The sequence below is a fragment of the Corynebacterium sp. c25Ua_47 genome (assembly GCF_039907205.1).
GTDB classification, from domain to species: domain Bacteria; phylum Actinomycetota; class Actinomycetes; order Mycobacteriales; family Mycobacteriaceae; genus Corynebacterium; species Corynebacterium hiratae.
The window spans coordinates 106,350-127,467 of sequence record NZ_JASBOH010000006.1; the positions used below are offsets into that span (position 1 = coordinate 106,350).

At 64.6% G+C, this 21,118-nt stretch carries 18 protein-coding genes; 8 read left to right on the top strand and 10 right to left on the bottom strand.

The features are described from left to right. Nucleotide 1: 1 nt before the first annotated feature. The 6 genes from folP to dacB are packed head-to-tail and all read right to left on the bottom strand — an operon-like array spanning nt 2 to nt 6,828. Nucleotides 2-931 carry a dihydropteroate synthase gene (folP, locus tag QKE52_RS07350; protein WP_046647200.1) on the bottom strand — a complete coding sequence of 310 codons (930 nt, stop codon included), beginning with the start codon at nt 929-931 and terminating at the stop codon, nt 2-4. A gap of 5 nt (nt 932-936) precedes the next feature. Further along, nucleotides 937-1,527, bottom strand: coding sequence for a GTP cyclohydrolase I FolE (gene folE / locus QKE52_RS07355; RefSeq protein WP_046647199.1), 591 nt, complete (start codon nt 1,525-1,527; stop codon nt 937-939). Next, a complete protein-coding gene (gene ftsH, locus QKE52_RS07360) occupies nt 1,517-3,973 on the bottom strand; it encodes an ATP-dependent zinc metalloprotease FtsH (protein ID WP_347948480.1) in 2,457 nt (818 codons plus the stop codon). The genes folE and ftsH overlap by 11 nt, the downstream gene beginning before the upstream one ends. A 48-nt stretch (nt 3,974-4,021) precedes the next feature. Continuing rightward, nucleotides 4,022-4,609 carry a hypoxanthine phosphoribosyltransferase gene (gene hpt, locus QKE52_RS07365; protein ID WP_049154711.1) on the bottom strand — a complete coding sequence of 196 codons (588 nt, stop codon included), beginning with the start codon at nt 4,607-4,609 and terminating at the stop codon, nt 4,022-4,024. Then, entirely contained in the window at nt 4,599-5,552 is a 954-nt protein-coding gene (gene tilS / locus QKE52_RS07370) for a tRNA lysidine(34) synthetase TilS (RefSeq protein WP_102233527.1), read from the bottom strand. The genes hpt and tilS overlap by 11 nt, the downstream gene beginning before the upstream one ends. Continuing rightward, a complete protein-coding gene (gene dacB / locus QKE52_RS07375) occupies nt 5,542-6,828 on the bottom strand; it encodes a D-alanyl-D-alanine carboxypeptidase/D-alanyl-D-alanine-endopeptidase (RefSeq protein ID WP_347948481.1) in 1,287 nt (428 codons plus the stop codon). The genes tilS and dacB overlap by 11 nt, the downstream gene beginning before the upstream one ends. 69 nt (nt 6,829-6,897) lie before the next feature. Here dacB and QKE52_RS07380 point away from each other — a divergent pair, with 69 nt between their 5' ends. Both QKE52_RS07380 and QKE52_RS07385 read left to right on the top strand, forming a co-directional pair. Then, nucleotides 6,898-7,371: an inorganic diphosphatase gene (locus tag QKE52_RS07380; RefSeq protein ID WP_010188812.1), complete on the top strand. Its 474-nt coding sequence runs from the start codon at nt 6,898-6,900 to the stop codon at nt 7,369-7,371. A 484-nt stretch (nt 7,372-7,855) separates the two neighbouring features. After that, nucleotides 7,856-8,413: a DUF559 domain-containing protein gene (locus tag QKE52_RS07385; protein WP_232745242.1), complete on the top strand. Its 558-nt coding sequence runs from the start codon at nt 7,856-7,858 to the stop codon at nt 8,411-8,413. 78 nt (nt 8,414-8,491) lie between these two features. On the opposite strand, the gene QKE52_RS07390 is transcribed toward QKE52_RS07385, so the two are convergent. From QKE52_RS07390 to QKE52_RS07400, 3 genes are read right to left on the bottom strand one after another with little or no spacing between them, the layout of a single operon-like run. Next, nucleotides 8,492-9,421 carry a S41 family peptidase gene (locus QKE52_RS07390; protein WP_347948482.1) on the bottom strand — a complete coding sequence of 310 codons (930 nt, stop codon included), beginning with the start codon at nt 9,419-9,421 and terminating at the stop codon, nt 8,492-8,494. Continuing rightward, nucleotides 9,418-10,818 carry an FtsX-like permease family protein gene (locus tag QKE52_RS07395; RefSeq protein ID WP_175973640.1) on the bottom strand — a complete coding sequence of 467 codons (1,401 nt, stop codon included), beginning with the start codon at nt 10,816-10,818 and terminating at the stop codon, nt 9,418-9,420. Before QKE52_RS07395 ends, QKE52_RS07390 begins: the two co-directional genes overlap by 4 nt. Then, nucleotides 10,815-11,501 (bottom strand): ABC transporter ATP-binding protein, encoded by a 687-nt coding sequence (locus QKE52_RS07400; protein ID WP_347948483.1) that lies wholly within the window; start codon nt 11,499-11,501, stop codon nt 10,815-10,817. The genes QKE52_RS07395 and QKE52_RS07400 overlap by 4 nt, the downstream gene beginning before the upstream one ends. Nucleotides 11,502-11,610: 109 nt before the next feature. On the opposite strand from QKE52_RS07400, the gene QKE52_RS07405 reads away from it, so the two are divergent. Together QKE52_RS07405 and QKE52_RS07410 are read left to right on the top strand one after the other, a co-directional pair. Then, nucleotides 11,611-12,303, top strand: coding sequence for a histidine kinase (locus tag QKE52_RS07405; RefSeq protein ID WP_049154704.1), 693 nt, complete (start codon nt 11,611-11,613; stop codon nt 12,301-12,303). 3 nt (nt 12,304-12,306) lie between these two features. After that, nucleotides 12,307-12,963 carry a response regulator transcription factor gene (locus QKE52_RS07410; RefSeq protein WP_046647189.1) on the top strand — a complete coding sequence of 219 codons (657 nt, stop codon included), beginning with the start codon at nt 12,307-12,309 and terminating at the stop codon, nt 12,961-12,963. A 57-nt stretch (nt 12,964-13,020) separates the two neighbouring features. Here the strand turns inward: QKE52_RS07410 and pabB are convergent, their stop codons facing one another. Beyond that, complete coding sequence (gene pabB, locus QKE52_RS07415; RefSeq protein WP_347948497.1) at nt 13,021-15,657, bottom strand: aminodeoxychorismate synthase component I; 2,637 nt, start codon at nt 15,655-15,657, stop codon at nt 13,021-13,023. A 102-nt stretch (nt 15,658-15,759) separates the two neighbouring features. On the opposite strand from pabB, the gene QKE52_RS07420 reads away from it, so the two are divergent. The 4 genes from QKE52_RS07420 (at nt 15,760) to QKE52_RS07435 (ending at nt 21,033) form a co-directional block, all read left to right on the top strand. Continuing rightward, the gene (locus tag QKE52_RS07420) at nt 15,760-16,062 is read left to right on the top strand and encodes a rhodanese-like domain-containing protein (RefSeq protein ID WP_010188796.1); all 303 of its coding nucleotides are present in this window, start codon (nt 15,760-15,762) and stop codon (nt 16,060-16,062) included. A gap of 135 nt (nt 16,063-16,197) precedes the next feature. Next, nucleotides 16,198-16,527 (top strand): type II toxin-antitoxin system HicB family antitoxin, encoded by a 330-nt coding sequence (locus QKE52_RS07425; protein ID WP_144013600.1) that lies wholly within the window; start codon nt 16,198-16,200, stop codon nt 16,525-16,527. Between the two features lie 60 nt (nt 16,528-16,587). Then, nucleotides 16,588-17,064 (top strand): MarR family transcriptional regulator, encoded by a 477-nt coding sequence (locus QKE52_RS07430; RefSeq protein ID WP_049154701.1) that lies wholly within the window; start codon nt 16,588-16,590, stop codon nt 17,062-17,064. 75 nt (nt 17,065-17,139) lie between these two features. After that, entirely contained in the window at nt 17,140-21,033 is a 3,894-nt protein-coding gene (locus tag QKE52_RS07435) for a Pls/PosA family non-ribosomal peptide synthetase (RefSeq protein WP_347948498.1), read from the top strand. Nucleotides 21,034-21,118: the final 85 nt, after the last annotated feature.

Below are 21,118 nucleotides of genomic sequence, written 5' to 3' on the forward strand. Positions count from 1 at the left end.
TTTATGCCTTTCCCAAAGAAGTGGACACCACTGTTCCGCCGTCCGCGCCGTTGGCGTAGCTGCCGGAGGCATGCGCGCCGCCGGTGTAGGCCGCGCCCGCGTTCCAGGCCGCGGCGACATCCACGGCATCGCGCGAGACTTCCACCTCGTGCACGCGCACGCCCCACGCACCCATCTGCGCAGAGATGGCGGTGACGGCCGCGGTGGCCGGGTCCGCGAGCAGCGGGCTGGACTCGGCGCCGCGATCTTCCCGGATGGCGGCGAGGAAGCGCTTGCGGGACGCGCCCACCAACAGCGGGAACTCGCCCTGGAGGAACTCCGGCAGAGCCTTGAGCAAAGCCCAGTTATCCTGCGGGGACTTGGCAAAACCCAGGCCCGGATCCACGACGATATTGTCGTGGCTAACACCGGCCTGCAGGGCGTTATCAGCGAGCTTCGCCAGGGACTCGTGGACATCGCGCACCACATCCCCGCCATGGTCGGCCACACCGGCGGCCGAGCCGAACTGGACGGTGCGCCAGTGCATGAGGCAGACCGGCAGGCCGGTTTCGGCCATGGTGCGGTACATGTCCGGGTCGGCCGCACCACCGGAGACGTCATTGATCATGTCCACGCCGGCCTCCGCAGCGGCTTGAGCAACCGAGGCCCGCATCGTGTCCACCGAGGTCTTAATCCCCTCCTCGCGCAGCGCCTTGATGACGGGCACGACGCGGCGTTCTTCCTCCTCGGCAGCCACGCGCACCGCACCCGGGCGGGTGGACTCACCGCCGACATCGATCATGTCCGCGCCGCAGGCGACAAGGTGGCGGGCGTGGGTAAGTGCATCGTCGATGTTGATCCAGCGCCCGCCGTCGGAGAAGGAGTCCTCGGTGACATTGACGATGCCCATGACCAGCGTGCGGCCGGGAACGGTGAGATCACTGACTGCCATTGCTGCTAGCTCCTAATCAGGCTCATGACCTCCGCGCGGGAGGCCGCATTCTTCTTGAATCCGCCGCGCACCGCGGATGTCGTCGTGGTCGCCCCCGGCTTGCGGATACCGCGCATGGCCATGCACAGGTGCTCGCACTCGATGACGACGATGACGGACTGCGCGTGGAGGACCTCCACCAGCGCATCGGCGATCTGGCTGGTGAGGCGCTCCTGGACCTGCGGGCGCTTTGCGTACATGTCCGCCAGGCGAGCCAGCTTGGACAGGCCGGTGACGTGGCCGTCGGAGCCAGGGATATAGCCGATGTGCGCCGTGCCGTAGAAGGGCACGAGGTGGTGCTCGCAGGTGGAATAGATGGGGATATCGCGCACGAGGACGAGCTCTTGGTGCTCCTCGGCAAAGGTCTTGTGCAGGACCTCAGTCGGGTCCTGGTGGAGACCTGCGAAGACCTCGGCATAGGCGCGGGCCACGCGGGCCGGGGTCTCGCGCAGGCCCTCGCGGTCGGGGTCCTCGCCCACTGCGATGAGCAGCTCGCGGATGGCTGCTTCGGCGCGCTCGTGGTCGAAGTCGCGCTGCGCCGGGATGTTATCGCTCATTGGTGTCGCCATCCTTGTACGGGTTGTTGCGGTGTTCATGTTCTCCCCAGCCGGGAGCGCCCCAGGCGTGCTCCTCCGGCTTGGCGTGGCGGCCGCGGCGTTCCGGTTCGCGTGGCTGCGGCTGGTGTTCTGGTTGGGGCTGGGATTCTGGCTGCGATGCGGCGGCATCCGGCACACGCGGAATCTCTTGGGTGTCCTCGTGGCTGGGGCCAGCCTGTTCTGGGGCAACAGTTTCTTCCTGCGCCCCATCGCTGACCGCTTCGTCTGCGCTGAGCTCGCGACCGGTGGGCTCGGTGATATCGGACTCGCCGAAGAAGGTATTGCCCTTCTCCGGATCCACGTAATCACCCGCGTGCTGGCCGAAGCTGAAGCCAATCTCCTCGACCGATGCCTCCGATGTCGCGGCGGCGGCCTCGTCACCGTTTTCCTTCGCGCGTTCGAGCTCCGCGTGGCGGCGCTCGCGGGCGGCACGGGAGGCGTCGAGAAGCGTCATGCGCTTCGGCAGCTCCTCGCCGCGCTCCTGGGCAAGCTCGGCCGGGGTCTTTACCGGCTCGCGGCCGGCCTGGCGCGGGAAGCGAGCGTCCTCGTTCGGGAAAACGTCGAAAGCCTCGCGCGGCTCGATGCCCTCGAAGATGCCCTCGAGGTCCGGGCGGCGCAGGGTTTCCTTCTCCAGGAGCATCTCGGCGAGCTTATCCAGGTAGTCGCGGTGCTCGGACAGGATGTCATAGGCCTGCTGGTGCGCGCGGTCCAAGAGGTAAGCCATCTGCTCATCAATCTTGGCGGCAATGGCATCGGAGTAGTCGATGGTCCCGCCGCCACCCATCTGGCTGAAGGGATCGCCCTGCTCCTTGCCGTACTTGACGGTGCCCAAATCCGGGCTGAAGCCGTACTCAGTAAGCATGGACCGCGCAATCTTGGTGGCGTGCTCGATATCGGAGGAAGCACCGGTGGTCGGTGCGCCGAAGACCAGCTCCTCAGCGGCACGGCCACCCATGGCGAAGACGAGGCGCGCGAAGAGCTCATCGCGGGTATACATGCCCTTGTCATCTTCCTGCGCGGTCATGGCGTGGCCGCCGGTGCGGCCGCGGGCCAGGATGGTGACCTTGTAGACGCGCTCAATGTCCTTGAGCGCCCAGGCGGCCAAGGTATGACCGCCCTCGTGGTAGGCGGTGACCTTCTTTTCATGCTCGGAAATGATCTTGCCCTGGCGGCGCGGGCCGCCGACGACGCGGTCGGTAGCCTCTTCCAGCGCATCATAGGTAATGACGTTGCCGCCGATGCGGGCGGTGAGCAGGGCGGCCTCGTTGAGCACGTTGGCCAGGTCCGCGCCGGACATGCCGGCGGTGCGCTTGGCCAACTGAGCCACGTCGACTTCCTTGGCCAGCGGCTTGTCCTTGGCATGCACGCGCAGAATCTGCTCGCGGCCGGCCAGGTCCGGGTTGGTGACCGGGATTTGGCGGTCGAACCGGCCCGGGCGCAGCAGCGCCGGGTCCAGGATGTCGGGACGGTTGGTGGCCGCGATGAGGATAACACCCTCGCGGTCACCGAAGCCGTCCATCTCCACGAGCAGCTGGTTGAGGGTCTGCTCGCGCTCATCGTGTCCACCGCCGGTACCGGAGCCGCGCTGGCGGCCCACGGCATCAATCTCATCAACGAAGATGATGCACGGGCTATTTTCCTTCGCCTGCTTGAACAGGTCGCGCACGCGGGAGGCACCGACGCCGACGAACATCTCCACGAAGTCGGAGCCAGAAATGGAGTAGAAGGGCACACCGGCCTCGCCCGCCACGGCACGGGCCAGCAAGGTCTTACCGGTGCCCGGCGGGCCGTAGAGAAGTACGCCGCGCGGGATCTTCGCGCCGAGGGCGTGGTAGCGCTCCGGATCATCGAGGAAGTCCTTGATTTCCTGCAGCTCATCCACGGCCTCGTCCGCACCGGCCACATCCGCGAAGGTGTTGGTCGGCATATCCTTGGTCAGCTCCTTGGCCTTGGAGCCGCCAATGCCAAACATGCCGCCAGCGCCCTGCTGCATGCGCGACATCATCCAGAACAACAGCGCGAAGAGCAGCAGCATCGGCAACAGGAAGCTAATCATCGAGCCGATGAAGGAATCCTGCGTGACCTTCGTTTGGTACTTCTCAGCACCGGAGTCCTTGACCGCGTTAAAGACCTGCTCGGAGGCGCGTGCCGGGTACTTGGCAATGACCTCCTCGATGCCCTCCTGCTCTTCCACCGTCACCGGCTTCTTGAGCTTGAGGCGCAGTTGCTGCTCGCGGTCATCGATCTGCGCTTCCTCAACGTTCTTATCCGCTAACTGCTGCATGGCCACCGAAGTGTCCACCTGCTTGAAGCTGCGGGCATCGTTGGTAAAGAACGTGAATGCGTACAGCAGGATGAGAACCAGGCCCGCGATGGAGCCGTAGCGGATGATGTTCTTGTTTTTCATTAACTACCTTGCACAATTGCGGCTTAAAGCGCCGGACAAGAATAAAGATTAATCGTTGCTGTAGACCGCCGGATGCAGCGTACCTACATAGGGCAGGTCACGGTAGCGCTCGGCAAAATCCAGGCCATACCCCACGACAAACTCGTTGGGGATATCGAAGCCTACATCGAACAGGTCAAGCTCTGCCTTAACCACCTCTGGCTTGCGCAACAGGGTGACCACTTCAAGGGATCGTGGCTGGCGGCCCTGCAGGTTACGGATAAGCCACGACAAAGTCAGGCCGGAATCAATGATGTCCTCCACGATGACCACATCGCGGCCCTCGATATCGCGGTCCAAGTCCTTCAGAATGCGCACAACCCCCGAGGAGGAGGCCGAGTTGCCGTAAGAGGAGACCGCCATGAACTCCAGCTGGGACGGGATAGCCAGCTTGCGGGCGAAATCCGTCAGGAAGAAGACCGCGCCCTTGAGCACGCAGACCAAGATGAGGTCATCGTCGGCATTGCTGTATTTCTTGGACACGCGATCCGCCATCTCTTGGATGCGCGCCTGAAGATCGTCTTCGGTGATGAGAACGTTTTTGATGTCCTCTCCATAAGGATGGGCGGGGACGGCTAAATCATGGTTATCGTGCACGTGAGCGCTCCTTTGCTGACCGAGGCAATAGTGACAGTTTGCCACCAACGCGTGCGACTTCCAACCTTGTACCTTTCTTTTCCCCACGGACGGCGACGGGGCCTTGGCCATGCCACTGCGTGCACAGGGCATCGATGCCGCGCACCGCCTCGCGCGTAACCTCTATTCCCTCCTCGCGCAGCCACGCAGCGATCGCCCGGCGGCGCTTCGGTTCTGGGAGAACGGCCAGCTCGGCGCAGTCGGTGGTGGGGTGGGTGCTGAGGAGGACGTCGTCAAGCGCGGCGTCGTGGGCTGCCTGGGCTAAGGCCGGGACGGGGTCACCGCCCACGATCTCCTGCAGCCGCGGGAGGATCTCGCGGCGCAGGGCCACGCGGCGGAAGGCTCGGTCCTGGTTCTGGGGGTCCTGCCAGACCTCCAGCCCCAGCTCCGCGCAGGCGGCCTCGGTCTGGGCGCGGCGCACGCTCAGCAGGGGGCGCACAACGCGCACGCCCTCCACCTCGGAGCGCTCGCGCATGCCCGCGACCTTCCCCCGCAGGGCACCCAGCAGCAGGGTTTCGGCCTGGTCATCAGCGGTATGCGCCACCGCCACCTCACCCCAGGGCGCGAAGGCACGGTACCGGGCGGCGCGGGCTTCGGCCTCCACGGAGCCTTGCTTGCCGACGTCCACCCGCAACACCTCCGCCCCCGCCCCCAAGGCGCGGGCCTGCTCGGCAGCCCGGCGCGCCTGCGCGGCCGAGCCTTCCTGTAAGCCGTGGTCGACGCAGAGCGCTGTCACCTCGTGTCCTTCGGCCACGAGAGCGGCGGTCAGCGCCAAGGAATCGGCCCCGCCGGACAAGCCCACGGCGATGGCGCGTGGCTGCTCACCGACCACGGCGCGGGCGGCGACGCGGCACGCCAAAAAGTTGGGGCTTCTGCGCGGCCAAAAAGGTTTCTTAGAAGTCATGGAGGGCAGCGGCGAGAGCATCTTGGGCTTGGCGGGCGGAGGTGACTTCGCCGTCGTTGACTAAGAAGGCGAAGGCGTACACGCGACCCGACTGGCCCTGGGCGGTGCCGGTCAGCGCGGAGGTTCCCGTGAGGGTGCCGGTTTTGGCGCGAACGTACCCGCGGGCCGGCGAATCGGGGTAGCGCTGGTAGAGCGTGCCCTCACCGCCGGCGAGGGGCAGGTAGCCCAACAGCGGGCGCAGCTCCTCGGTGGCTACGGCCTGGTCCATGATGTGGGCGAGTCCGTCGGCAGGGATGCGGTTATCGCGGGACAGGCCGGAACCGTCTTTGAGGGTGATGCCGCTGATGTCGATGCCGTGGCCTTTAAGCACGTCGAGCATGGTTTTCGTGGCGCCCTCGAAACTTGCTTCCGCGCCCTGGCTGACGGCCAGCTCGCGGGCGATGGCCTCCGCCATGACGTTATCGGAATCCTTCACCGCTTCCTGGGCGCGCAAAGCCAACGGCTCAGATTCTGTAGCTGCGATGACCTCGGTGTTCTCGGGCGCTGAGCTCGTGTCCGCCTTGTCGGTTCCCAGGCGGGAGGCCAACGCGCGGGCGACGTCGAGGGCCGGCTCGTGGGAGCGCGGAACGTCGCCGGTCTTCTCCCCAATGCGCCCACCGTAGAGCATGGCCGGCTGGATGGGGGCGACGAAACCGCCGTCAATATTGTCATCATCCCAGCCCGGTGCCTGGTCGGGCCCGGCCCAGATGGACGTGTCGATGGAGACCCGCGTGACGGTATCCATCTTCTGCTGAATCTGTTCCGCCAGCTCATCGAGGCGCTCGTCCGTCAGCCAGACATCGCCGGCGGCCTTGATAACGATCTCGCCCTCGTGCTCACCTGCGACCACTTCGGTGGTCAGGCGCTCTTCTTCGTCGAGCTTGAGCGTAGCCGCGGCGAGGGTGAGGACCTTGGTGGCGGAGGCCGGGGTCAGCGGCTTTGCGGGCTCGCGCTCCCACAGCACGTCCTGGGTGGTGGTGTCGATGATCTGCCCGCCGAAAGTGGCTAGAGCCTTGTCCTTGCCTAGCTCATCCAACCTGGCTTTGAGCGCGGCGGCGTCGATATCACCGGGCTCGACGGGCTGGACCAGTGTTGTGGGTTCTTCCTGTTTATAGGGCTGGCCGTGGTCCAGGTGATCGTAGGTGCGCTGGATTTCTACGCCCAAGGCGGCCGTCGCCGCCACGGCTCCCGCCGTGACGAGGGCCGCAGTACTCCACCAGACATGCTTAGCTTTCATCGCCCTTTAGACTAGCGCGGTAGACTAAGCGGAGCACATGCCAACCTATTAGTTATGGAGGATTCAGCCGTGAGCGTTGAAGTAACCATCGAGATCCCAAAGGGCTCCCGCAACAAGTACGAGATCGATCACGAGACCGGCAAGGTCCACCTCGACCGCTACCTGTTCACCCCGATGGCCTACCCGGCTGACTACGGCTTCATCGACCACACCCTGGGTGAGGACGGTGACCCGTTGGACGCGCTGGTCATCCTCCCGGAGCCGGTCTTCCCGGGCGTTGTCGTTGAGGCTCGCGTCCTCGGCGTGTTCAAGATGACCGACGAGGCCGGTGGCGACGACAAGCTGCTCGCCGTCGTCGATGACCCGCGCTGGGAGCGCTACCAGGACATCAACGATGTAGAGCAGCACATCAAGGACGAGATCGAGCACTTCTTCACCCGCTACAAGGACCTGGAGCCGAACAAGGAAGTTACCGGCTCCGGCTGGGGAGACAAGGCTGAGGCAGAGAAGATCCTCGAAGAGGCTAAGGCTCGCTTCAAGTAAGCCGCCACGGTCCGCACGTTGAGGGACGTTTCGATCAAATAGGGGCCCAAAACCAAGGGTTTGAGAGGCCTTAGTTGATCGAAACGTCCTTTTTCTTTGTCACCGCGACAACTCCTCATTCGTGACGTACGATTCGATCAAATAGGGGGCCGAAAACAGCGGTTTCTGGGGGCTTAATTGTTAGAACCGTACTCATCGGGGGCACATGGAGGTTTTCGAGGGACGCGCGGGGACTCGCCGCGCTGCTAACGGCCGAGCAATCAAGATTTGTCGCGGTCTGTACTTATCTGCGGTGCCAACGCCGCGCGAGCTCGCTGAAGTCGTCTCACGGCGTTGGCCGGACTCAGCCTTGGACGGCTATTCCGCAGCTCAGCAATATCTTGGCCAAGAGCTGACCTACCCACTTTATTTTCTGCGCGCAGGAACGATGGCATCGAGCACGTATTTTCGCAGCCGGCGGGCACGGCCTAAGGCGCTGGGCAGCATGAACGGGGTGAACGTCTGCAGCCCGCTGCAATGTATTGAGGCGATGGCGCAGGAGGATGCCGTGGCCTTCATCGAGGCCTTCTTCGCCGGGCCGCACGGGCGCTCGCGCATCGAGACCGAACAGCTGGACTTTCGCCGCCTGCCCAAGCACACGCGTGAGGTGTTGGAAAAGGCCATCGTCGGGGCGGATAGCAAGCCGGAGCGCGACCTCACCCGGGGCCTTGAGCCCCACGCCAAAGTCCGCAACAACGTGCGGATTGGGCCCTACCGCTGGGACTTGGTGCTCGAGGAGCACAAGGTGGCCATCGAGGTGGACGGCTACGCCTATCACAAAGGCGAGAACCGACAACGTTTCGAAATCGACCGCCAAAAGCTGAACGACGCCGTCCAGCGCGGCTATCGGCCCCTCCACTTCACCGCCGCCACGATTGAGCACCACCTTGACGTCGCTGTTCACCAGGTCCTCGCAGTTATCAAAGGGCGGGGCGAGTTCGTCGCCCCGCCCTGGAAGTGGCACCACTACTGGCGGTGGGAGCGCGAGCGTTGGGCAGGCTAGCGTTGCGGCTGAACAGCAGCAACGTGCCGACAACGAACCGGGCTGGCTAACGCTGCGGCTTACTAACACTGCAGCTAACTAACTGCAGCGGGAAGCAAGCCATCCGTCGAGCTCGGATTCGGGTGCATCGGGAGCGATGGGATCCTCGGCGAACTCCTCGCCCGTGCGCGCCTTGTCCTTGGCCGTGGTGAGCATGAGCGAGCGGCCGTCCGGATAGTCCAGGACCACGTTGGCGGAGGCATAGCCGGCGGTCGGCTCGCCGAAGGTGCGTACGTTGTCCAGCCCGCGGAAGGCCAGGAGGGTGGCTTCGGCGGAGGAGGCTGTCTCGTCGTCGGTGAGCACGGCGACGGGAATGTTCAGCTTGCCGCCCGACGTGGTGGTGGGCGTGCCGCCGCCGGTGACGGAGTTGCCGTCGATGACCACGTCAGATGAACCCATGCGGCTGACGAAGGAGAGCGCGGTGCCATCCGGCAGCAGGGGACTTAAGCCCGCGAACATCGGGCCCATGTCACCGCCGTCATTGCCCCGCAGATCTACCACAGCGGCACAGGCCTCCGGGTGAGAGGTCAGGCCGTGTGCCAAAGTGTCGGCGTAGGCTTGGCCATCATCGTGGCGGCCGATGGAGGGCACGGTAGCGCGCAAGACGCCATCGTTGAAGTCAACCGAAGGCTCGGTGCTTTCGGCGGCCTTTTCCTTTTCGGTGCTAAAGACTTTTGAATGCTTACCGCCGGCGGCGTCGATGGCGGCATCGAGGAGCTCAGCGTTCGTGGGGTCCGCTTTGAAGGCCTCGCGGGCGCGCTGGAATTCTTCGCTCTCGCCATAGATTCCGGAGATCGCGGCAGTATCCACCATCGCAGTGTTGATGCGCTTCTCGCTGGCATTGAAGAGGAAGTAGGGCTTGCCCAGCAGCGCCCCGCCATAGGAGGGGCCGAAGAAATACACGGCCGCGGCCACAGCAACAAGAGCAACGAGAAAGAGTCCGCCGAAGATTTTCAGTACCGTTTTCATTCTTTTCGACCTCCAGTCCGCAGCACGTAGCCGCGCAGGGGTTCAACAAGGACAATGGCAAGCAGCGTGACCAGCCAGCCTATGGCCAAGAAACCGAAGGCCATGAGCAGACGGCCAAGAACGTCGACATCGCTTTGCTCGACACTGGAGAAGAACATCAGTGAGGCGATCCCACCGCCGAAAAGGAAGCCGAAGAAGCTCAATCCCACCACAGGCCCCATGATGGTCAGGGCACCGGAGCGGAACTGGAAACCGCGCGGCACACCCATGAGATCCAGAGAGCGGATGAGTTCCTTGTCTTCGAAGATGCCGGAGACCTGCCCCAGAATGATGGACATGGTGGTCAGCGTGAAGCCGAAGATGAGGGTTAATAAGACGCCGGTGGAGATGTCCTTAAACACCACGTTCATCCCCGGGTCCTCTTTGAGAACCATGGCCAAGGCATCAGAGCCTAGGGGCGCCGCAACGAGGAAGCCCGCCAAGTAGCCGAAGAACGCGATGGCCGCACTCCGCTTCCACGCCGGGCGCGCATTGCCCGCCACTCGCTGGCAGGCCACGAAGTGCGCGGTGCCAGGAAAGAGAGACATGATGTGTGCGCCGAGCTGCAAGATAAAAGGGGAAATGAGGTTGATGCTCATCACCATGCCAAACATGACCACGATGACCATGGCGGTCGGCGGTCCCGCCTTCCCGGAGAGCAACACACCACCGATACCCGCGATGATGAGGAAGACGATGACGCGCCACCAGCGATAGGCCGCGGGCATCTGGCGCTTGGCCACACCCAGGGGGCTCACGCGCACGCGCTGCATGCCGACGAGTGCCGCACCGATGGCCAACACAAAGAGCACACCGGCCACGGCCAGATAACCCCACCACGGGAGGAGAATCTCGGATACAGCAATAGAACGCATCTGGAAGTCCACCTGCGTAAAGACCGGCGCGATGAGCAGGCTGATCAGCCCGCCCAGCACGATGCCGATGATGGCTTGCAGGCCGGTCTCCACGATGGCCATGCGCTCCACCTGGCGGGAGCTCAACCCCAGAAGGCGCAGGGTGGCCAGGCGCTGCTCCCGGCCGGAGGCGCCGAGGACGGCGGCTTGGGCTGTGAGGTTAAACAGCGCCGGAAGAATGAAGGCGCAGGCCAGCAGGGCCAGGGCAAACCAAGGATAAAGAAAGGCCGTCATCTCGTTACCGAAGGCCTCTTTGAGCGCGGGCGCGGCTTCCTCGACGTGCTGGGCGCGCTCCCAAAACATCCAGGTGCCACCCGCGACGAGGAAGGCAATGGCGGAACCAATGGTCAGGCTCACAATGGCCAGAAGCGAGACGATTCCTGTTCCGGAGCGCGCGCGAATCGATTCGCGCTGCAGGTCAAAGACTAAAGTCGCGGTGTTCATCGGATCACCTCGAGGCGGCGGTCGTCGTGGATGATGCCATCGCGAATCTCCACGCGGCGCTGCATCCAGTCGGCCACCTTCGGGTCGTGCGTGACCATGACCAGGCTGGCACCGGACTGGCGCACGATGGTGGTCAGCATCTGCATGACCTCGTGGCCCGTGGACTGGTCCAGTGCACCGGTGGGCTCGTCGGCGAAAACCACGCCCGGAGAAGCCACCAGCGCACGCGCGATAGTCACGCGCTGCGCCTGTCCACCGGAGACCTGCGCCGGGCGACGCTCCGCCAAACCGCCCAATCCCAGCTGGTCCAGCAGCTGCATCGCGCGCTTGCGCGCAGCACCGCGCGAGACCCCGTTGAGCATCGCGGGCAGCGCCACGTTATCCACGTTGCTGAGCTCCGGCAGCAACTGGCCGTCCTGGAAGACGAAGCCGAAGTTGCGAAGGCGGAGGCGGGAGCGGGGGCCGTCGCCAAGCGCGGAGAGCTCCTCATCCCCGTAGCGCACGCTGCCGTGCGTGGGGGTCAGCACGCCGGACATGCAATGCAGCAGCGTGGACTTGCCGGAGCCGGATGGCCCCATGACGGCCACGAGCTCGCCCGGTTCAACGTCGAGGGAGATTCCGGCGAGCACCGGGCCGCCGCCGAAATCCTTGGTGATGTCTGTCAGGGAAAGTGTCTGTGCCATGTCTCTCATTTCACCGTCTCGGGCCCTCATAAAGAACAGTCCTAGCGTTGCTCTTTAAGGTAGTGCCAGCACTACCCCTGCCGCAGGGGCGGGCCACTATGCTGGGCCTGTGTTCCGAAGAAAACCCCAGCCCACCAACCATGAGCAACAGCAGGCGCAGAAAATTGCGCAACTCACGGCCTCGCGCCGCGCCATCGCGGATGCCTATGAGGTGGAGCGCGCCCGCATCGAGCGCGACTTGCACGACGGCGCGCAGCAATACCTCGTGGCCGCGAGCATGAAGTTGGGGGAGGCTCTTCTCGACGCCCCCTCTGACCTCGCCGAGCTTCTCACCGCTGCCAAGCAGGACGTGGACCGCGGCCTGCACTCCCTGCGCGCCACGGTGCACGGCATCCACCCGCAAGTCCTGCAGGATCACGGTTTGGTCGCCGCGCTTGCCGACGTCTCCTCCTCCCACGGCCCCCACGTCAGCGTCTTCGCCCCGCATCCTTTGCCCAAGCTTTCCGCCTCCGTGCTGGCCTGCGGCTACTTCTTCGGCACGGAGGCTTTGACCAACGCGGCCAAGCACGCGCCCGGCGCGCCGGTGTCTGTTTTAGTGATCGCGGATGATTCGCTGCGCATCACCGTGGTGGATGAGGGCCCGGGTGGCGCGCAGGTTGTACAAGGTCACGGCTTGGCGGGGATGGCCGAGCGCCTCGCCGCCTTTGGCGGGGAGATGACGCTGAGCTCTCCCCCGGGCGGGCCCACGAGGCTGGCATGCTCGATTCCACTTCTTCTCGATCGCGGACAGTCAGGAGTTTAAGAAATGAGTTTGAGAATCGTGGTGGCGGATGACTCCGCCATTCTGCGCGAGGGCCTCGCCGGCCTTCTGGAGCGCCGCGGGCATTCAATTGTGGGCCAGGCGGATTCTGCTCCAGCTTTGGAGGCCGTGGTGGATAAGCTGCGCGATGAGCTTCCGGACATCGTCATCACGGACGTGCGCATGCCGCCAGGTATGGGCGATGACGGCTTGAAAGCCGCCGTAAACTTGAGAAATGCATACCCGGGTCTGCCCGTCATGGTGCTCTCCCAGTATGTGGCCCCCGCATATGCGGTGGAACTCTTCGACTCCCCCGATGCCGGCACCGGCTACCTGTTGAAGGACCGCGTCTCCGAGGTACGGGACTTCCTCTCGAGCCTGGACGTGGTGGCCCAGGGCGGCACCGTCATCGACCCCACCGTGGCGCAGGCTCTCATGAGCTCTGGGCGCAGCGGCCTGGGCGAGCTCACCCCGCGCGAGCGCGAGGTCCTTGAATTGATGTCGCGCGGCAAGTCCAACAAAGACATCGCCGCCGAGCTCGTTTTATCCGCCGCCGCGGTGGCCAAGCACGTCTCCAACATCTTCACCAAGCTGCGTCTCGACCCCAGCGAGGACAACCGCCGCGTGAAAGCCATTCTGGAGTACCTCTCCGCGCACCGCTAAAGCCCAAGGCGAGCATCGAATGCTGCTATGAGGCGTTGAGATAGAGCGGGATCGTGCTCATTGGGTTCGCGGAATTGTAGCGCACATACTATCTAGCACGCTGCGCCAGTGCTCAAGGCGTGCGGCGTCGGGTGCCGGCTGCGGCTTCCCGTCGAGCTCCACCACCGGGGTAATCCCGTGCAAGGCGTTGAGGGTCCACAACTCTAGGCCGGCAAGATCGGACAGGCCGAGCTTGCGCTTTTCGACGCTCCCCTCTTCTCCCACCGCAGCAACCAGCAGAGACTCAGTGACCGAACGCAGCCGAGGCGCGTCCATCGTGAGCATCGTGTCGCCATCCCAGGCGATGAGCGCTGCGGTGGTGGTTTCGCAGACCACGCCCTCGTCGGAGATGAGCAAGGTATCGTCCTGCTCACGAAGCTCTGAGAACAGCACCAGATTCGGCCCCTTGACATGCGGATATTCCACTGTTGCCGTAGCGCTGTGCAAACGGGTGGTTTTCCGCTGAGTAGGAAGAGGGCGCAACCGAAGTGCGAAACCGCTGGGGCCAGCCTCCAGACGCGGGAACCACCGCCCCCGAGCGGGCAGGTGTTCCTGGACTGCGTGGAGGAAGGATCGAGGGGAGTCCATCCCCAAGGCCTCTGCACCCGCGGTAAAGCGCTCGCAGTGTAGCTCAAAGCCGCGCACCTGGCCCTCTTCAAGACGGAAGGAGTCGATCAGCACGGGCTCGGGAAGCGATGGGACGGGAAGCAGCTCGCCCGCTTCGAAGCGGTAGCAGTGCTCCCCGGGGAAGGCCTGCCCGCAAAGTTTGAGGAGCGGGGCGGACTTATCCACGATCTCCTGCCACTCGGCATCCGGGTCCGAAAGAGCCAGCACCGCTCCACCAACGCCATAATGCAGTCTCCCGGAATGCAGGACGATGCTGCGGATAGTCATAGCGAAATCAGCGCTGCCATCGCAACCGAGATAGCCGATCGCACCGGAGTACACCCCACGCGGCGCGGCCTCGAGCTCACGGATGATCTCCATGGTGCGGACTTTCGGCGCACCGGTCATAGAGCCACCGGGAAAGGTGGAGCGGAGGACGTCGATAAGCGAGGCATCCGGGCACAACCGAGCAGAAACGGTGGAGACCAACTGGTGCACGGTGGCAAAGCTGCGAACCGCGAAGAGTTCTTCGGCATGCACGGTGCCTGGAATCCCCACACGGGTGAGATCGTTGCGCACTAGGTCAACGATCATGAGGTTTTCCGCGTGATCCTTCGGGTTACTGGCCAGGTCCGCCCGCAGCTGTTCATCGGCGGTGGGGTTGTGGCCACGTGGGCGGGTGCCTTTGATCGGCTCCGAGCAGACGACGCCGCCAGACACTTTAAGGAAGCGTTCCGGGGAGGCGCTAGCCACTGCGAGCTCAGGGAGCACCAACAACGAACGCATCGGCGCGGGCACCTGCTGCCGAAGGCGCTGGTAGAGGGCCAGCGGATCGAGATCGGCTGCCGCCTCGAGACTGGTAGTGAGGCAGACTTCGTAGGTCTCACCCGCACTGATGAGCTCTTGGGCGCGGCGGATCTTCTCCTTATAGCTGGCGGCGGTATCGCGGCAGATCAGCGGGCCAATCGCACTGGTGTCGAAACGCCTTTGCTGAACAGGGTTGCCGGCGAGTCCTTCGAGGAGCCGCCAGGTCTGTGCCAGCCAGGAGGCCGCGGATTCCTGGCAAATCAGCTGCACTCTCTGCCCACGGATGGCCACCACGCCTGGCGCGCGGAAGAGACCATGAGGGTGGTGTGTGGGCAAGCCGCCGAGGGCCTCGTAACCCAGATAGCCGAACACACCTGGAACGCCGAGGCACCCCGCGGGGCGGGAAAAGCGAGGGGGCTCCGCTAGTGCTTCCATTCCCACCATTTCTCCCAACGGTGCAATGATCGAAGTGCCCTCGAACTCTAGCAGCGCCCCTTTGCCGCCTAGGACATCGAAGACGTCGAGGGGATCGATGGCGAGTAGGCGCTCCTCCACGTGCAGTGGTGGCAGGGGCGCAACTGAGGGGGTGTCGACTTTGACGTCAGGAGATGCCACCTCGTTTGCTTCGGGACAAGCGATAGCCAGGAAGTTCTCGAAGAGCCGGAGACCGTGTTCGCTACAAATCGACTCCGGGTGGTACTGCACGCCCCACCAGCGGCGTTCTTCGCTGCGGCCAGCCATGATGAGGCCATCTGTCGTATGCGCGAGTTCCTTCATACCGGAAGGCAGCTTATCTACCACCAATGAGTGATAGCGCACCACATCGTGACAGGTGGGAATCCCGGCATAGAGCGGATCCTCGGAGCAATGTATGGTGCTCACCCGCCCGTGCACAGGCTCTGGGGCCGGAGCGATCCGTGCGCCGAGGTGCTGGGCCATCGCCTGGAAGCCCAGGCACACCCCCAGCACCGGCACCGTGGCACGCTCTAGAACCTCGGCGCAAAAGCCGATGTCCGCCGCACACTCTGGAGTTCCCGGCCCCGGTGAGAGAACCACCGCGTTGTAGCCGGTCAGCGGCACGGGCTGGGTATTGGGGGTGACCCCAACCTCAGCGCCTAACCGCACCAGGTAGTCCACGATGTTGAAGGTGAAGGAGTCAAAATTATCCACCACGAGCACTCGAGAACCAAAGAAGCGACCCGTGGGGTCTCCGGGGATAAGCGCGACAGCGCTGGAGTTCATCACCTGAATAAGTGTGGCATAAGGGCGCGCCGGGGCCGAAAGTGCTGCTCACGCTACGGTGCCCCACCAGCCTCACAACCGCGCCCGCGTAAGCTGGTGCGCATGCAGAACGTACAACCCACCGAAGTACCCGAGAACGCCCAGCTCATCGACGTCCGCGAGGACCACGAGTGGAACACCGAGCACGCCCAGGGCGCCACGCACATCCCGATGGGAGACCTAGTCGAGCGTCTCGACGAGATTGACCCGGACCGCGATATCTACGTCATCTGCCATGCAGGCGGGCGCAGCATGCAGGTCTGCCAGTACCTCGAGCAGGCAAAGGGCTGGGACGTCATCAACGTCGAGGGCGGCACGGATGGTTGGAAAGCACAAGGCTGCCCTATGGTTTACCCAAACCACTAGTGGTACCATTTGCGGTACCATACAGGTGTGGTTTCCAAGATAGAAAAGATCCTCACAAAGATGCGGACCTCACGGACAAACGTCCGCTTCTCAGAGCTGCAACTTGTGTGTGACTTCCATTTCTAGGAGCAGATCATGAACCTCGCAGACAAATACACCTACCAAACCGCGTGGTCCGAAGAAGATGGAGAATTCGTTGCCACAGTCCTAGAGTTCCCTTCCCTGTCATGGCTGGACACAACCGCGGCCACCGCAGAAGCCGAGTTGCGCAGCGTCGTCGAAGAAACTCTAGAAGATATGCAACGCAACAATGAACGCATCCCGGAACCATTCGGGCAGCGAAGCTTTTCGGGGAAGTTCAACCTCCGCATACCTCAGTCACTTCACCGAGACCTAACCATCGAAGCAGAACGGGAAGGCGTTTCTCTCAACACACTCATCGTGCAGAAGCTAGCCTCAACCTGAAACTAATGGGCCACAACCCATGATTTAAGTTTGCCACCTTAGGCGCGTAGTATCGTCGGCATGCCTTCATTGAATTCTGTATCCATTCCGACCGCGCTCTTGGAGTCCCCCTCCTTCCAGCTGGAGCGCCTCCGCCGCCGCACCCGCGAAGGCGTCGAGGCCGCGCTGCAAACGCAGCAAACCACCCTGCGCGAGTACTGGGTGCTCACCTGCCTCGTTGCGGAGACCGCATCCTCCCAGTCCGCACTGTCGGAGACCTTGGCCATCGACGCCTCCGACATGGTGCGCCTGCTCGATTCCTTGGAGTCCCGCAGCTGGGTCAAGCGTGAGCGCGATGCCAAAGATCGTCGCCGCCAAATCATTGCCTCCACCAAGAAGGGCGTGAAAGCTCACAAGGAGCTTGCCGTCCTGGTGTCGAAGGCCGAGGACGAAGCCCTCGACGAATCCACCAACAAGCAGCTCAAGCATCTGCGCAAGCTGGCCGCCGCCATCATCGCGGCGGACGCACCCGCCGATACCGAAAGCGGTGATGCTTAAATGACAGAGCCCGAAAACCTTCCTAGTACCGGGGGCCGCCACGCCCTCCGCACCGATGAGCCCGAGACCCCAGCGATGCCCGAGGTCCCCGAGCACTACCTCCTCGGCGACGAGGCCGCCCCCGCGCGCACCTTGTGGGACATCGTTAAGACCACCGCTGAGCACTACCCCGAGGCCGCGGCCCTCGACGACGGTGAAATCCTCACCTACGCCGAGCTGCTTGCCGACGTCTCCGCATGGGCCACCGAGCTCCACGCCAGCGGTGTGCGCCGCGGCGACCGCATCGGCATCCGCATGACCTCCGGCAAGCGCGAGCTCTACCTGGCCATCCTGGCCACACTCGCCGCCGGCGCGGCCTACGTGCCGGTCGACGCCGACGACCCCGATGAGCGCGCCGAGATGGTCTTCGGCGAAGCCGACATCGACGGTGTCTTCACCGATGAGGGCTTCCGCATGCTGCGCGAGGCGCGGCGCACGTCCGATGACAAGGGCGGTGGAGACGGCGCGCTTTTCGACGAGCCACGCCCCGAAGACACCGCGTGGATCATCTTCACCTCCGGATCGACGGGCAAGCCCAAAGGCGTGGCCGTGAGCCACCGTTCCGCGGCCGCCTTCGTGGACGCCGAAGCTGCCCTCTTTTTGGCGGATAGCCCGCACGGCCCCCTCGGCCCGGACGACCGCGTCCTAGCCGGCCTGTCCGTGGCCTTCGACGCCTCCTGCGAGGAAATGTGGCTGGCCTGGGGCCACGGCGCCTGCCTGGTCCCGGCCCCGCGCTCCCTGGTGCGCTCCGGCATGGACTTAGGCCCCTGGCTCATCCGCCGCGACATCACGGTGGTCTCCACCGTGCCCACCTTGGCCGGCCTCTGGCCCGCCGAGGCCCTGGACAACATCCGCCTCCTCATCGTCGGCGGCGAAGCCTGCTCCCAGGAGCTCACGGACCGCCTGGCCACCGAGGACCGCGAGATGTGGAATACCTACGGCCCCACCGAGGCCACCGTCGTGGCCTGCGCGCAGCGCCTGCTGCCAGGCAGGCCCGTATCGATTGGGTTGCCGCTGAAGGGTTGGGATCTGGTGGTCGTCGACAAGCACGGCGTCCCCGTGAACATCGGTGAGGTGGGCGAGCTCGTCATCGGTGGTGTGGGCCTGGCCGCCTACCTGGACCCGGTGAAGGATGCGGAGAAATACGCGCCGCTGGAGTCCCTGGGTTGGGAGCGCGCCTACCGCACCGGCGACCACGTGCGCCTGGAAGAGGACGGCCTGTATTTTGTGGGCCGCGTCGATGACCAGGTCAAGATTGGTGGCCGCCGCATCGAGCTCGGTGAGGTGGAGGCCAACGTCGCCGCCTTGCCGAACGTGTATAACTCCGCCGTGGCCGTGCAGAAGACGCCGGGCGGAGAGTCCGTGCTCGTCGGCTACGTCTCCCTGGATGACCCGGATGCCGGGTTCGACCACGAAGCGGCACACGCCCGCCTAGCGGAGACCATGCCGGCAGCGCTCGTCCCGCGCATCTGCGTCATGGATGAGCTGCCGATTCGCACCTCCGGCAAGGTGGATAAGAAGGCCCTGCCGTGGCCGCTGCCGGGAGTGGGCGTGGAGGCAGACGGCCTCAACCCCACCGAGCAGTGGCTGGCGGAGCTGTGGGTGGACACCCTGGGGGTGTCCGTCGAGGACGTCAACGCAGACTTCTTCTCCCTCGGCGGCACCTCGCTGGCCGCGGCGACCTTGGTCGGCCGCATCCGCGAGCGCTTCCCCACCGTGGCCGTGCGCGATCTGTACGACCACCCGCGCCTAGGATCCCTGGCGGAGCAGCTTGCTGGTGCCGAGTCCGTCGAAGACGCCGGGCCTGCCCGCGAGGTCAAGCCCGTCGGCGCTGGCACGCGCATCGCGCAAACACTCATCCAGCTGCCCATCATGACGCTGGCCGCCACGACGTGGCTGGCCTGGCTGCTGCTGGGCTCAAACCTGGCGAACCTGCTGGGTGTGGAGTGGGCCATGACCACCCCGTGGTGGCTGGTCATCCTTCTCCTCGTCATCTTTGTCACCCCCATCGGCCGCATCCCCATCGGTGGTTTCGGCGCGCGGCTGATCACCACCGGTATTAAGCCCGGCGAGTACCCGCGCGGGGGCTCCACGCACCTGCGTATTTGGGCAGCGGAGCGCTGGGCGGATGCTTCTGGCTCGCGCTCAATCGCGGGTGCCACGTGGGTCAACAACTATGCCCGCGCGCTGGGAGTGAAGATGGGCCGCGGAGTGGACCTGCACTCGCTGCCGCCTGTGACGGGTCTGCTGACCTTGGGCAAGCACGCCGCGATTGAGCCCGAAGTCGATCTCTCCGGCTACTGGCTCGACGGCGATGTTCTGCACGTTGGTGCCATTGAGGTCAAGGAAGGCGCTCGCGTGGGCGCGCGCTCGACGCTGCTTCCAGGCACCGTCGTGGGCAAGGACGCCCACGTCGAGGCTGGCTCCACCGTCACCGGGCGCAAGAAGATCAAGGACGGCCAGCGCTGGTCCGGCTCGCCCGCCAAGAAGGTGGGCCGATCCAAGCATCGCTTCCCGTCGCATGCCCCGAAGCGCCGCCCGTGGTGGGTAGCCATCTACGGCGCCACCTCTATCCTTCTGGCCCTCCAACCCATCGTGGCGCTGGCCGTGGGTGCCGCCGTGGTCGTTGCCCTCATCGCGGTGACCGACGGTTCCCCTTACGTCGGCTCTATCTTCTTCGCTCCGCTCGGTGCCCTGGCGGCGTTTGCCACCTTCATGCTGCAAACCTGGCTGGGCGTGCGCATCCTCTCGCTGGGTATCAAGCCCGGTGTGGCACCGGTGCGCTCCGCCAAGGGCTGGCGCCTGTGGGCCATCGAGCGCCTCATGGACGAGGCCCGCACGCAGCTCTTCCCCATCTACGCCTCGCAGCTCACCCCGGCGTGGCTGCGTTCGCTGGGTGCGACGATTGGCAAGGACGTGGAGATTTCCACGGCCGTCATGGTGCCCAAGCTCACCGAGGTCAAGGACGGCGCATTCTTGGCGGATGACACCATGATCGGCGGCTATGAGCTCGGCGGCGGTTGGATGCTCACGGGTGAGACCAAGGTGGGCAAGCGTTCCTTCGTGGGCAACTCCGGAATCACGGGTCCGGGCCGCAAGCTGTCCAAGAACTCGCTGGTGGCCGTGCTGTCCTCGACGCCGAAGAAGACCAAGTCCGGTGCCAACTGGTGGGGTTCCCCGCCGGAGCGCATGCGCCGCGTGGAGGCCCACGTGGACGGTGTGGAGGGCGAGTCCCTCACCTATAACCCGGGCTTTGGGGTCAAGGCCGCGCGTGGTGCGATTGAGACCATGCGCCTGCTGGCGCCGATGACCTCGGCCATGCTGCTGGCGGGCACGTTGGCAACGCTTTACGCGCTTGCCGACGCCCTCGGCATCGCCGCCGCCTGGGCCCTCGGCGGTGTCATCCTCATGGTGGCCGGTGCTATCGCGATGGCGATCACCGTGGCGGTCAAGTGGATCTGCGTGGGCACGCAGACCGCCGGCGACCACCCGCTGTGGTCCGCCTTCGTGTGGCTCAACGAGCTGCAGGACACCTTCGTAGAGGCGGTCGCCGCCCCGTGGTTCTTCACCCACACCTATGGCATGGGTGAGATCAACCAGAGCCTGCGCGCGCTGGGCGTGACGATTGGCCGCGGCGCGTGGATTGATTCCTACTGGTTCCCGGAAACGGACCTGTGCTTCGTGGGCGAAGGCGCGTCCGTGGGCCCCGGCACCGTGGTGCAAACGCACCTCTTCCAGGACCGCGTCATGAGCCTAGATACCGTCACCATCAAGGCCGGCGCCACCCTGGGCTCGCATTCGGTGGCGCTGCCTGCTTCAGTCATCGGCAGCGTGGCCACCGTCGGCCCCGGCTCGCTGGTCATGCGCGGCGACCAAGTCCCGAGCAGCTCCGAGTGGCAGGGCAACCCGATTGAGCCCTGGAAACACTAGGTAGGCAAAGAAAGGAGGCGGCAGGATTTCCTGCCGCCTCTTCTCTTTATGCCTGGCGCAAATTCGCGAGCCGCTAATGAGCGGT

What these genes read in the sequence shown, in the direction of transcription:
- folP (WP_046647200.1), bottom strand. Translation starts at nt 931, where the DNA reads ATGGCAGTCAGTGATCTCACCGTTCCCGGCCGCACGCTGGTCATGGGC.
- folE (WP_046647199.1), bottom strand. Translation starts at nt 1,527, where the DNA reads ATGAGCGATAACATCCCGGCGCAGCGCGACTTCGACCACGAGCGCGCC.
- ftsH (WP_347948480.1), bottom strand. Translation starts at nt 3,973, where the DNA reads ATGAAAAACAAGAACATCATCCGCTACGGCTCCATCGCGGGCCTGGTT.
- tilS (WP_102233527.1), bottom strand. Translation starts at nt 5,552, where the DNA reads ATGACTTCTAAGAAACCTTTTTGGCCGCGCAGAAGCCCCAACTTTTTG.
- dacB (WP_347948481.1), bottom strand. Translation starts at nt 6,828, where the DNA reads ATGAAAGCTAAGCATGTCTGGTGGAGTACTGCGGCCCTCGTCACGGCG.
- QKE52_RS07385 (WP_232745242.1), top strand. Translation starts at nt 7,856, where the DNA reads ATGAACGGGGTGAACGTCTGCAGCCCGCTGCAATGTATTGAGGCGATG.
- QKE52_RS07390 (WP_347948482.1), bottom strand. Translation starts at nt 9,421, where the DNA reads ATGAAAACGGTACTGAAAATCTTCGGCGGACTCTTTCTCGTTGCTCTT.
- QKE52_RS07395 (WP_175973640.1), bottom strand. Translation starts at nt 10,818, where the DNA reads ATGAACACCGCGACTTTAGTCTTTGACCTGCAGCGCGAATCGATTCGC.
- QKE52_RS07400 (WP_347948483.1), bottom strand. Translation starts at nt 11,501, where the DNA reads ATGGCACAGACACTTTCCCTGACAGACATCACCAAGGATTTCGGCGGC.
- QKE52_RS07410 (WP_046647189.1), top strand. Translation starts at nt 12,307, where the DNA reads ATGAGTTTGAGAATCGTGGTGGCGGATGACTCCGCCATTCTGCGCGAG.
- pabB (WP_347948497.1), bottom strand. Translation starts at nt 15,657, where the DNA reads ATGAACTCCAGCGCTGTCGCGCTTATCCCCGGAGACCCCACGGGTCGC.
- QKE52_RS07420 (WP_010188796.1), top strand. Translation starts at nt 15,760, where the DNA reads ATGCAGAACGTACAACCCACCGAAGTACCCGAGAACGCCCAGCTCATC.
- QKE52_RS07425 (WP_144013600.1), top strand. Translation starts at nt 16,198, where the DNA reads ATGAACCTCGCAGACAAATACACCTACCAAACCGCGTGGTCCGAAGAA.
- QKE52_RS07430 (WP_049154701.1), top strand. Translation starts at nt 16,588, where the DNA reads ATGCCTTCATTGAATTCTGTATCCATTCCGACCGCGCTCTTGGAGTCC.
- QKE52_RS07435 (WP_347948498.1), top strand. Translation starts at nt 17,140, where the DNA reads ATGCCCGAGGTCCCCGAGCACTACCTCCTCGGCGACGAGGCCGCCCCC.